The organism is Streptomyces venezuelae (assembly GCF_008642375.1).
Taxonomy (GTDB): domain Bacteria; phylum Actinomycetota; class Actinomycetes; order Streptomycetales; family Streptomycetaceae; genus Streptomyces; species Streptomyces venezuelae_G.
In genome coordinates, this window is the sequence record NZ_CP029194.1 from 5,985,010 (window position 1) to 5,996,091 (window position 11,082).

At 73.6% G+C, this 11,082-nt stretch carries 9 protein-coding genes; 2 read left to right on the forward strand and 7 right to left on the reverse strand.

Features of this window, described 5'->3' with window-relative positions:
- Positions 1-76: 76 nt before the first annotated feature.
- Positions 77-403 (reverse strand): carboxymuconolactone decarboxylase family protein, encoded by a 327-nt coding sequence (locus tag DEJ46_RS27445; RefSeq protein ID WP_150270547.1) that lies wholly within the window; start codon positions 401-403, stop codon positions 77-79.
- Between the two features lie 33 nt (positions 404-436).
- Positions 437-877 (reverse strand): hypothetical protein, encoded by a 441-nt coding sequence (locus DEJ46_RS27450; RefSeq protein ID WP_150270548.1) that lies wholly within the window; start codon positions 875-877, stop codon positions 437-439.
- A gap of 308 nt (positions 878-1,185) precedes the next feature.
- Here DEJ46_RS27450 and DEJ46_RS27455 point away from each other — a divergent pair, with 308 nt between their 5' ends.
- Positions 1,186-2,526, forward strand: coding sequence for a hypothetical protein (locus DEJ46_RS27455; protein ID WP_150270550.1), 1,341 nt, complete (start codon positions 1,186-1,188; stop codon positions 2,524-2,526).
- A gap of 55 nt (positions 2,527-2,581) precedes the next feature.
- Here the strand turns inward: DEJ46_RS27455 and DEJ46_RS27460 are convergent, their stop codons facing one another.
- From DEJ46_RS27460 to DEJ46_RS27475, 5 genes are all read right to left on the reverse strand, one after another.
- Positions 2,582-4,639: a phosphocholine-specific phospholipase C gene (locus DEJ46_RS27460; protein WP_150270552.1), complete on the reverse strand. Its 2,058-nt coding sequence runs from the start codon at positions 4,637-4,639 to the stop codon at positions 2,582-2,584.
- Between the two features lie 312 nt (positions 4,640-4,951).
- Positions 4,952-6,895, reverse strand: a complete 1,944-nt coding sequence (locus DEJ46_RS27465; protein WP_190622920.1) for an HEXXH motif domain-containing protein — start codon at positions 6,893-6,895, stop codon at positions 4,952-4,954.
- Between the two features lie 20 nt (positions 6,896-6,915).
- Complete coding sequence (locus tag DEJ46_RS39315) at positions 6,916-7,098, reverse strand: hypothetical protein (protein ID WP_167534161.1); 183 nt, start codon at positions 7,096-7,098, stop codon at positions 6,916-6,918.
- Between the two features lie 83 nt (positions 7,099-7,181).
- Positions 7,182-8,318, reverse strand: a complete 1,137-nt coding sequence (locus DEJ46_RS27470) for an effector-associated domain 2-containing protein (protein WP_150270556.1) — start codon at positions 8,316-8,318, stop codon at positions 7,182-7,184.
- The gene (locus tag DEJ46_RS27475) at positions 8,315-9,367 is read right to left on the reverse strand and encodes a hypothetical protein (protein ID WP_223835137.1); all 1,053 of its coding nucleotides are present in this window, start codon (positions 9,365-9,367) and stop codon (positions 8,315-8,317) included. The genes DEJ46_RS27470 and DEJ46_RS27475 overlap by 4 nt, the downstream gene beginning before the upstream one ends.
- 293 nt (positions 9,368-9,660) lie before the next feature.
- Between DEJ46_RS27475 and DEJ46_RS27480 the strand changes: the two genes are divergently transcribed.
- Positions 9,661-10,983, forward strand: a complete 1,323-nt coding sequence (locus DEJ46_RS27480) for a cation:proton antiporter (protein WP_190622922.1) — start codon at positions 9,661-9,663, stop codon at positions 10,981-10,983.
- Positions 10,984-11,082: the final 99 nt, after the last annotated feature.

Sequence of the window (11,082 nt, forward strand, 5' to 3'; positions counted from 1 at the left end):
GGTCTGGTGGTTGGTGCTTGGTGCTTGGTGCTTGGGGCTTGGGGCTTGGGGTTGAGGCCCGTTCTCGGGCCCCAGCTCAGTCCGGGGACTCGATCTCGGCGTCCGCGACGGCGATGGCGATGCCGAGCGCCGCGGAGATGTTGCCCGCCGCGGTCATGACGCGGGCGGTGCCCACGATCGGTGCGATGGCGACCAGGACGTCCTGCACCTGTTCCGCGGTCATGCCGACCTCGACGGCGAGTTCGATGTGGGCCGCGTAGGAGATCGGCGGGGCGTCCGAGGCGGCGAGGGCCGCGATCCGCGCGATCATGAGCATGTCCGGAGCCAGGCCGCAGCGCTCGATCGAGTCGACCGTCATGGCGGCGAGGGTGTCCAGGACAGGGGTTTCCGAAGCAGTGGCCATGTCGTGTGCCCTCCTGTGTGCTGTCGGGCGCCGTCAGTCGTGCGACCAGCTGGCACACAGCGCCCAGATGATGAAGACGTCGATCGCCAGGAGCGTGAGCGCCCACCACGGCTGGTACGGCAGCCAGAGGAAGTTGGCGACCGCACTGAGGCCGGCCAGGGTGATGCCTCCCGCCCGCGCCCAGTCCGCGCCCTTGAAGAGGCCCACCGCGAGCAGCACGATGATGACCCCGAGCACCAGGTGGATCCAGCCCCAGGCCGTCAGGTCGAACTCGAAGACGTAATCGCCGACGCGGGCGTACACGTCGTCGTTGGCGATGGCCGTGATGCCCTGGAGGATGCCCAGGACGCCGGCGAGGGACAGCAGTACCGCGGCGAGTACGGTGCCTCCGCCCGCGAGGCCGCCGCCGGACCGGTGTTCCCTGCCCGGCGCGGGGCCCGCGCCTCTCTGTCCCGGGGGTGTGTGCTGGCTCATGGACGTCACCTCGCAGCTTGCGATCCGGTCCCGGGCATCCCTTGGGCCGCTGATCCGCGCCTGCCTTCCCGGACTACCGGGCCAAGGTCCCGTTCCTTCGAGTATCACGGTCGCCGGGGCGCTCCGCCTGACGGAGGCGTGCCCCCTGGCGTCCCTTGGCGTCACCCCTGCCCGCGGTCGGCCCCCGCACTGCCCGCGGGCGGCACCCACCCTCGGCGGAGCAACCCGGAGTGCGGTGGTGTCCACCGTGCGTACCTAATGGGGTGCAGGCAGTTTTCGTCACGTCTCCACATCCGTCCGGGAGTGTCATGAGCACACCGCCTGAGCCGCCGCAGCCTCCCCGCCCGCCCGAGCCGCCCGACGTCGCTCCCGACGCGCCGCCGCCGGGCCGGAAGGGCTCACGTGCCGGACGGATCGCGGCGAGCACCGTCTCGGCCGTTCTGATCACGCTCACCTGCATTCTCGTTCCGGTGTCCCTGATCACCGTCTGGGTGCACGACATCGTCCTCGACTCCGATCGGTACGTGTCGACGGTCGCCCCGCTCGCGTCGGACCCGGCGATCGAGGCGGCGGCCGTCAGCCGGATCGCCCAGGCCGCCGACGCCAGGGTCGACGGTGAGCAGGTCACGTCCGACATCGCGGCCTGGCTGGAGTCCCAGGGGCTGCCGCCCCGGGTCGGCACCGCCATCAAATCGCTGGGACCGCAGCTGGATTCGGCGGTCGACCAGGCCGTCACCAAGGTGGCGACCCGCTTCGTCGAGAGCGACCGGTTCGAGGCCGTCTGGACCGGGGCCAACCGGGTCGCCCACTCGGCGGTGGTGCACGCGCTGACCGGTGAGGGCCGCGGCTCCGTGGAGGTCAGCGGCGGCACGGTCACCCTCGACGTGGGAGCCGCCGTCGAGGAGGTGAAGAAGGACCTCGTGGACGCCGGGCTCTCCCCGGCGGAGAAGATCCCCGAGGTCGACAAGCAGATGGTGCTCTTCCAGTCCGACAAGCTGGAGAAGATCAGGGACCTGGCCCACCTGCTCGACGTCATCGGCAACTGGCTGCCCGTCCTCACGGTGGTGCTCGGCGCCGTCGGGGTGCTGCTCGCCCGCCGCCGCCGGCGGGCCCTGGTGACCACGGCCCTCGGGGCGGCCGCCGCCTGCCTGGTGTTCGCCATCGGCCTGGTGATCGCCCGCCGCTACTACCTCGACCACCTTCCCGAGCAGGTGCAGTCGCCGGCCGCCGCCGCGGCGATCTTCGACACGCTCCTCCGCTTCCTGCGCGTCAGCATGCGCACAGCGATCGTCCTCGGGATCCTGGTGGCCCTCGGCGCCTACCTCTCCGGTTCCGGCCGCCTGCCGCGTGCCGTGCAGGGCGCGGCCGAGCGCGCGGCCGACTCCGCCGCCGCCTGGGGCGACGGCCACGGAGTGCGCGCCGGGAAGGCGGGCGCCTGGGTGGACACGTACCGCCGCTGGCTGACCATCGGGGTGCTGCTCGTCCTGGCGCTGGTCTTCGCCCTCTGGAACCACCCGACGGTGCTCACCGTCCTGCTGCTGGTGCTCATCCTTCTCGTCGTCCTCGCCGTGCTCGCGCTGCTGGCGGCCAGCGGACGCGTGCGCCACGACAAGGCCGACGAGGCCGAAGGGGTGACGTCGAAGGGATGAGCCGGCCCACCCCGCCCGCCCGCCGGTCCGGCCGGCGGGCGGGGTCGCGTCCGGGTCAGTAGGTCAGGATGCCCGGGTCCGTGACGCCCGCGGCGCCCGTCTCCACGTGCCCCGCGAGGCGCCGGAGGTAGTCGGCGGACGTGTTCGAGGTGATCGTCACGTCGTACCAGGCGCGGCTGGAGGTCAGGTCGACCGTGTGGGTGACCGTGGCGCCGCGCGGGACGACGACCGTCGCGGGGCCGCCCGCGTAGGCGTGGGTGACGGTGAGGCGGGCCTCGGCCGTCCCCGCGTTGGTGAAGGTGAGGTCCAGGTTGCCCGTGGTGGGGTTGTGGCGGGCGGTGACCTCGGGGACGGCCGTCTTGCCGGGGGAGCGGAAGTGGCGGAGGAAGCCGTTCGGGCCGTGGACCGTGAGGTCGGTGAGGCCCTTGGAGTACTTGGTGTTCCAGGTGTCCGAGAGGGACTTGCCGGCCTCCGTCGTGTACGTCCAGGGGGCGTCCGTGCGGTTGGCCGAGGTCACGTAGAACTGGGCGCCCGCCGAGGGGCCGCTGCCGAAGGACAGGCGGTACGTGCCGGCCGCGATGTCGGCGGCGCCGTCCACGTACGGGGCGTACTTCAGCGGGCGGGTGGGCTTGGCGCCCGGCTCCTGGCGGGGCATGGTGCCCGTGGCCGGGGCGGTGGCCAGGAAGTCGGGGTGGCGGTTCCGGTCCGGCGGGTAGTAGCCGGCGGTCGGCGGGAGCGGGGCAGGCTGGGTGTTCGTCCGGGTGAAGTCGAAGGCCGAGGTCAGGTCGCCGCAGACCGCTCGCCGCCACGGGGAGATCTGGGGCTCCTGCACCCCGAAGCGGCTCTCCATGAACCGGATCACCGAGGTGTGGTCGAAGGTCTCGGAGCAGGTGTAGCCGCCGGTGGACCAGGGCGAGACGACGATCATCGGGACGCGCGGGCCGAGGCCGTAGGGGCCGGCCACGTATCCCGTCTTCCCGGGGAAGTGGTCCAGGGCCGTCGGGGTGGTCGACAGACCCTGGGACGCCGAGGCCGGGACGTACGGCGGGACGACGTGGTCGAAGAAGCCGTCGTTCTCGTCGTACGTGATGAACAGGGCCGTACGCGCCCACACGTCCGGGTTCGAGGTCAGCGCGTCCAGGACCTGGGCGATGTACCAGGCCCCGTAGTTGGACGGCCAGTTGGAGTGCTCCGAGAAGGCCTCGGGGGCCGCGATCCAGGAGACCTTGGGCAGTCGGCCGGCCTGGACGTCGGCGCGGAGGTCGGCGAGGTAGGTGTCGCCGTTCTTGACGCTCGTCCCCGTGCGGGCCTTGTCGTACAGGGGGTTGCCGGGCTGGGCGTTCCGGTAGGTGTTGAAGTAGAGGAGCGAGTTGTCGCCGTAGTTGCCGCGGTACGCGTCGTTGATCCAGCCCCACGAGCCGGCGGCGTTCAGGCCGTCACCCGTGTCCTGGTAGACCTTCCAGGAGATCCCGGCCGCCTCCAGGCGCTCGGGGTACGTCTTCCAGCCGTAGCCCGCCTCGGCGTTGTTGAGGACCGGGCCGCCGCCCGTGCCGTCGTTGCCGGTGTGGCCGGTCCACAGGTAGTAGCGGTTCGGGTCGGTGGAGCCGATGAACGAACAGTGGTAGGCGTCGCAGATCGTGAACGCGTCGGCCAGCGCGTAGTGGAAGGGGATGTCCTCACGGGTGAGGTACGCCATCGTGGCCTTGGTCTTCGCCGGTATCCACTGGTCGTACTTGCCCTTGTTGAAGGCCTTCTGGCCGCCCGCCCAGTCGTGGTTGAGACCCTGGAGGAACTCCATGCCGAGCTTGGCGCTCTCCGGCCGGAAGGGCAGGGTGACCTTCGTGCCGTCCGCCTGGTTCCAGACCGACTTCCCGCTCGGCAGCGTCACGGGGCGCGGGTCGCCGAAGCCGCGCACGCCCTTCATGGCCCCGAAGTAGTGGTCGAAGGAACGGTTCTCCTGCATCAGGACGACGATGTGCTCGACGTCCTGGATCGTGCCGGTCGAGCCCTGCGCCGGGATCGCGGCGGCGCGGGCGATGCTCTCGGAGAGCAGGGTGAACGCGGCGGCACCGCCGGTCAGCTGGAGGAACCGGCGGCGATCGATGTCGGTCATGGGGGAGTTCTCCTCGGGAGTGCGTGCGGTCGGTGGGGGTGCGGGTGCGCGCGCGGCCGGCCGGGCCTGCGTACGGGCGCCCCAAGGAGAGCGCCCGCGACCCACGTCCGGAAGGCCGCCTCATGGCTGCCCGCCGTACGGTGGGCGAACACACACCGACCGCAGCCGATTGGCAGGTCCCTGGCCGGCGGATCCCTTGCCGTCAGCCCCCCTGCCGTCAGCCCCCCCTGTGGTCAGGCCCCCCCGTCTGGCCCCTTGCCGTCCGCCCCCCCTTGCCGTCCGCCCCCCCTTGCCGTCCGGCCCCCCTTGTCGTCAGGCCCGCGGCCGCCGGGTCCCGTCCGGCAGGCCGGTGATGCCGGCCGCGAGCCAGCGGGCCAGCCGCCGCGGGTCGGCCGTCGTGCCGATGACGCGGAGCTCGCGGTGGACCGCCCGGGGGAGTTCGGGGCGCCGGAGCAGCGGGCGGGTGGCCGGCTCGGCGAGGGCGAGCGCCAGCACGAGGCCGGTCCAGGCCTCAGGGGCCTCGGGGTCCTCGGCCACGAGGCGGGCGTAGGCGTCGGCCGCGGCCGGGTCGCCGGCGACCAGGGCGCGTTCGGCGGCGGAGGCGGAAGCGGAAGCGGAGGCGGAGGGCGCGGGCGGGTCGGCGGAGGTTCCGGAGGTTCCGAAAGGCGGGGTGCCGGGTTCCGGTGTTCCCAGCACCTGCCGGATCAGACGGGTGCGGGCGTGGGACCAGCGGGCCGTGAGGTCGGGGACCACGGTGGACCCGGCGCCGCGGAGATCGGCCGGGGCCCCGGTGACGAAGGCCCTCGCGAGAGCGCGTACGGCGTCCGGGGCGGGCACCAGGTGCCGTATCCGCCACTCCGTGCGGTGGTCCGTGGCGGAGAACGCGGCCATGACGTCGATGCCCGGCCGGACCCGCCGGTCGGCCGTCCACGCGGGCAGCCGCGCGGCCATGCCCCGCACGAACCGGCGTCCGTGGGCGGTCAGCGCGGGGTCGGCGCCGAGGGTCTCGACGGCCTCCCGCGTCTGGCGCAGGCCGAGGGCGAACTCGAACTCGGCCGAGGCCCGTTCGGCCGCGGGCGCCCGGTCCAGGCGGCGGGACCAGAAGTCGGTGATCCCCAGGAAGGCGTACGCGCCCTGGAGCAGCCCGCTCAGAGGGCGGGGGTCGTCCCGCCAGGGGGCGTGGTGCCGCTCGGCGCCGTCGTCCCGCTCCAGCGTCAGCAGATGGAGCAGCGCGCCGAGTTTGGTGTGCTGGAACTCGTGGACCAGGGTGACGGCGAAGGTGACCGGATCCGGCGGCAGCGAGGTCAGCAGACCGCCGAAGGCGTCCCCGGAGGAGGCGCTGAGCACCGTCCAGGCCGACGTCGACCGCACGGGCGTCACACTGCGCAGGCCCTCCGCGAGCGCCACGGCCGCCTCCGGGTCGCTGTCCTCCAGGAGGCCCAGCGCCAGGCCGAACCGCTCCCGCCAGCGGGCGGTCTCGTCCGGGGAGAGACGGTGCGCGGGGAGCGGTTCGCTCAGGTCCCGGTAGGGGTCGATGTCGTCCAGCCAGACCCCCACCGGCCGTCCCGCCACGCGCGCGTGCAGCCGGTGCGGCCCCTGCCATCCCGGTACGTCGTCGCCGGGCGGGCCGGTGCATAAGAGCGGGCCGGGCGGGCCGGGCGGGCCGGGTGTGCCGGTCCGGTCCGGCGGGCCCACGCACGCCCCGTGCGGGTCGACCCGCAGGCGTCCCGCCTCCACCACCACCTCCGCCGTCCCCCAGCGCGGACGGTCGGGCAGCCGGGCGAGCCCGAGGGTGGGGAACATGACGCCGCCGTCCCGCAGGGGCACGGTGGTGCGCAGCGGAAGTCCCGTGCGCAGCGCGGCGACCGCGCACACCGTGAAGACGTGCCCGAGGTCGGTCCACAGGGGCCCGTCCCCCCAGGCTGTCCGCCGCAGCCGCCGCAGCCCGTGCCCCAGCCAGACCCCGACCTGCGGGTGCAGCAGCAGCTCCCCGAAGACCTCCGGGGAGCGCTCCTGCGCGGCCGACAGCGTGTCCCACACGCTGTCCACGTCCGGCAGCGGGCCGAGAGCGCCGGGCGTCTCGGCGACGCCGTCGAGCAGGGCCCGCAGCAGCAGGAGGCGCCTGCTGTACTCCGTGGTCCGCAGGAAGCGGATCGTACCGGCGTCGCCCCGGCCCGCGGCCAGGGCGTCGAAGTGCGCCGAGGGAACGAGATGGTGCGGGCTGCGGGCGGGTTCGTGACGTCCGTCGGTCTGCACGGATCTCCTCCCGGGGACCGTCAGTCGGCCCGCCCGGGCTGTCCGTCCCCTCCGGCGAAGTTGACCCGCGGACACTCGACCTGACGGAGCAGCCGCTCCAGCGAGCGGGCGTGCAGGCTCGGACTCTGCGACCGGAGGGCGGACAGCGGCATCTCGCTGAGATCGATCAACTCGGATCCCATGTATTCGTCGGACGCGTGCATGCGACAACCCCCTCACAGCCATGAACCCCGTTGACTTCATGATGGCGCAGGCAGGGGGGTTCGGGAAGAGCGTGATCCGCCGGTCAGCCGCCTGATCCGGGCGTCAGCCAGCGGTCGGTCCAGTCCTTCAGCTCGCGCTGTTCCAGGGAGCCCGGTTCGAGCAGGGCGAGCGCCTCGACGAGGGCGGCCAGGCCTCCGGGGTGGCGCCGGCAGGTGCGCACGATGCTGATGATGTCGGGGCGCGGCGCACCCATGCGGGGGATCGATCCGGCGAGGTCGGGGGGCAGCATCCCGAGCACGAGCTGCCGGTGGTCCCGGTCCGCCATGCCGGGCCAGCCGGCGAGCAGGTTGATGAGTGCGGCGAGACCCGCGTCCGGCACCGGTTCCTCCAGTCGCCGGGTCGTCGGGAACTCCAGCCGGCGCTCGTCGCCCGCCCAGGACCGGTGCCAGAGCGCGGTGGGCCGCTGCCCGGCACCGGCGGACCCGTCGGCGAACGGGCCGGTGGGCGGCCCCGTGAACTGCCCGAGGACGGTGTCCGCGACCGCGTTCATGTCGGGCGGCCACACGCCGCCGTCCGAGGCGCCGAGGGCGGCCAGTACGGCCCGGGAGAACGCCCCCGTCTGCCGTACGGGGTCGTTGACCGCCCGCTGCCCCGGGCGGGAGGCCAGCAGGACGAACTGCTCCCGGCCCGGCAACCGCTCGCCCCCGGACGGCAGTTCGGTGGGCAGGGAGCGGGCGAAGCCGAGGTCCTCGACGAAGGTCTGGCAGGAGTCCACCACCCAGATCTGGCGCCGGAAGCCCGGCAGGAGATCGGTGGTGAAGGCGGTCAGCCAGGCGTCCAGGTCCAGGTTCCGGCGGTCGTCCGGGCCGGCGTCGGCGTAGAAGAGCCTGCGGTGCCCCTGCGGGTCGGTGACACCGTGGCCGCCCCAGAACACCCACAGGAGGTCGCCCTCCAGCACCGGAAGCCGGCGCGTCAGCACCTCCTGCACGGCCTCCCGCCCCGCGGTGCCCGCGGCGACGTCGACCTCGGGTCCGCCCGCGCCGGGCAGCGGATCGAGCAGCAGGAAGACATGGGCCGCCGGTACGCCGCGCCCGCGCAGCCAGCCGGTGAAGCGGCGGGCGTCGGCGGCGGGCCCCGGCAGGTCCCAGGACGGCCCGGCCGCGTACCGCTCCGCGCCGACGACGAGGGCGTACGTGCGCTCCGGACGCGCTCCCGTCACGGCAGCTCCTCCGCGAGGAGGCGGTACAGCTCGGGATTGCTCCAGTAGGCGCTGTGGGAGAGAGGGAAGGGCTGGCGGCTGTCGAGGGCCACGTCCCGGACCCGGTCGGGGAAGACGCCCGCGCCGACGTAGCTGAGCAGGTCCCGCCGGTCGTACACGTTCAGCCAGGGCGGTACGTGCCCGGGCAGCGGCGCGCCGTGCTCCAGGCTCGGCAGCGCCCCCAGCTCGTAGAGGAACGGCGCCTGCGAGCCGACGGTGACGAGCAGCTCGACCTCCGGCAGCGCCCGTAGCACCAGCAGGTCCAGCGAGGCGATGCCGCCGAGGCTGTGCGCGAGCAGGACGACCGGCGGTTCGGCGGCCCGGACCGCCTCCGCGACGACCTCACGGATCGCGCCGCCCCGGGACAGGTAGAGCAGGACGTCCCCGGCCGCCGGATGCGCCGCGTCGGTGAGCGCCGACCGCCGCTTCACCACCTGGGCGGAGGCGAGTCCGAGCGCCAGCCGTCCGGCGAGCCGCTTGACCCGCCGGGTGACGGGGCCGCGGTGCGTCCCGGCCCCGTCGGGCGGGTCGCCGGGGAGCAGGGTGACGATCCGGGCGACGGCCTCGTCGCGGGCGGTGCCGTCGAAGACCGGCGCGGCACCCGGTCGCTCGGCCCGGCGGCGTACCGCCTCGGCCGTGAACGCCCTGGCCAGCGCGTCGACTTCGGCATGAGCGGCGGGGGAGCGCAGGAACAGGCGGCCGTCCGGCGAGGTGAGGACGGCGGCGACAGCGGCGGGGAAGTCCTCGCCGATCCCCGCGGAGTCCAGCAGCTCGCGCAGCCGGGCGTCCCCGGTGAGGGACTGGGCCGCCGAGGAGAGGGCCTCGCCCGGCGGTACGGCGCCCGGGGCCAGCTCCGTGCGCGCGGCCGACTCCGTGGTGAGCAGCCGCAGTTCGAGCAGGGGATCGAGGTAGAGGAGTCCCCAGAACTCGACGTCCTCGTCTGGGCCGTCGGCCTCCGCGCCCGGGGCGCCCGCCTCCGGCAGCCCCCGCCCGGTGCCGTACCCCGGCACGGAGGCGCCGTTCGAACGGAGTGCCGATCCCGCGCTTTCGCCCCAATAACAGGGAGTAACGGCGACTTCGGGCCGTAAGGGCCGCAATCCCTCCCGAACCAGCTCCAGAGTTCCGGTGAATCCCGGCTCTCGCACTCCCGTGCCGTGTACGAACAGCACCGTCGTCATGCTGACCCCCCGTTCGTGGCGGCATACGCCAAATGGCTTCCACAATAGGCCACTTGGCGCGTCGGCGGCTACACTCCGTAGGGACTGTGCCACAGTGGGCGGCATATGCCAGAAGGGGTGTGCCGGTGAGTTCGGACTCCGTCGTCACGCATGTCGTCGCAGCTCTCGCCGTGGTGATCGCGACCTCCTCCGCCCTGGGCGCGGCGGCCCGCAGGTTAGGCCAACCACCTGTTGTGGGCCAGCTCTTCGCGGGCATCGCGCTGGGCCCCAGCCTCCTGGGGCTGCTCCCCGGCCGGGTGTACGAGACGCTCTTCCCGGCGGAGATCCAGCCCATCCTGACCTCCTTCGCCCAAGTGGCCCTGGTCCTCTTCCTGTTCGCCGTCGGATACGAACTGGACCTCGGGCTCCTGCGCGGCCGGCGGGCGGTGGCCACCGTCTCCCTGGGCGGCTTCGTCGTCCCCATGGCGATGGGCGCGGGTCTCGTCCTGCTGCTCCCCGAGGCCTTCGAGGCGGTCAACGGCGGGCGCCCGGTCGACGCCACCTTCACCCTCTACATGGCCGTGGCCCTGTCCATCACGGCGGTCCCGGTGCTCGCGAGCATCATCAAGGACCAGGGTCTTGCCGGGACCGTCCCCGGCACGGTCGCGATGGCCGCCGCCGGTGTCATCGACGCGCTGAGCTGGCCCGTCCTCGCCGTGGTGCTGGTGGGCGGCGCGCAGGGCTCGCTGCGGGACTGGCTCGTCAAGGCCGCCCTGCTGGCCGTCTACGTCCTGGTGATGCTCTTCGTCGTACGCCCCCTGCTGGCCTGGTGGAAGGACCGGGCCGGCACCCGCGTGTCCCACCAGATCCCGGTCGCCGTCTCCGTCGCGCTGGCCTCGGCCTGGGCCACCAACGCGCTCGGGCTGCACGTCATCTTCGGCGCCCTGCTCGCCGGGGTCGTGATGCCCCGCCGCTCCGACGGCACCCCGGACGGCAGCCTGCTGCGCCCGCTCCAGGAGGCCGGGGGCCTGCTGCTGCCGGTGTTCTTCGCGGTCTCCGGGATGGCGGTCGCGCTCGACGGGCTGCACGGCTCCGACCTGCTGCTCCTGGTGGTGATATGCGCCGCCGCGGTGGTCAGCAAGGTGGCCTCCGGCACGCTCGCGGCCCGTGGCGTCCGCATCCCCTGGCGGGACTCGCTGCTGATCGGCGTCCTGCTCAACACCCGCGGGCTCACCGAACTCATCGTGCTCAACGTCGGGTTGGCGGCCGGGGTGATCGGCCCCGGGCTCTACGCCCTCCTGGTCGTGATGGCACTCCTGACCACGGCGGCCGCCGGACCGCTGATCAGACTGCTGCGCCGGCCGGCCAAGGGACGCCCGGCGAGCACCGCCACACCCCCGGAGACCCTCCCGGGCCAGGGGGCCGAGGCAGGGCCCGTGCCCACGGCGGACGCGGCGCCCCTGCCGTAGCGGCTTCCGGAACGCGTACGCGTACGCCGACGGGCCGGCCGGGTCTCAGCGACCCGGCCGGCCCGTCGCGCTCAGCCGGTACCCCGTACCCCGTACGCC

What these genes read in the sequence shown, in the direction of transcription:
- DEJ46_RS27460 (WP_150270552.1), bottom strand. Translation starts at nt 4,639, where the DNA reads ATGACCGACATCGATCGCCGCCGGTTCCTCCAGCTGACCGGCGGTGCC.
- DEJ46_RS27450 (WP_150270548.1), bottom strand. Translation starts at nt 877, where the DNA reads ATGAGCCAGCACACACCCCCGGGACAGAGAGGCGCGGGCCCCGCGCCG.
- DEJ46_RS27445 (WP_150270547.1), bottom strand. Translation starts at nt 403, where the DNA reads ATGGCCACTGCTTCGGAAACCCCTGTCCTGGACACCCTCGCCGCCATG.
- DEJ46_RS39315 (WP_167534161.1), bottom strand. Translation starts at nt 7,098, where the DNA reads ATGCACGCGTCCGACGAATACATGGGATCCGAGTTGATCGATCTCAGC.
- DEJ46_RS27455 (WP_150270550.1), top strand. Translation starts at nt 1,186, where the DNA reads ATGAGCACACCGCCTGAGCCGCCGCAGCCTCCCCGCCCGCCCGAGCCG.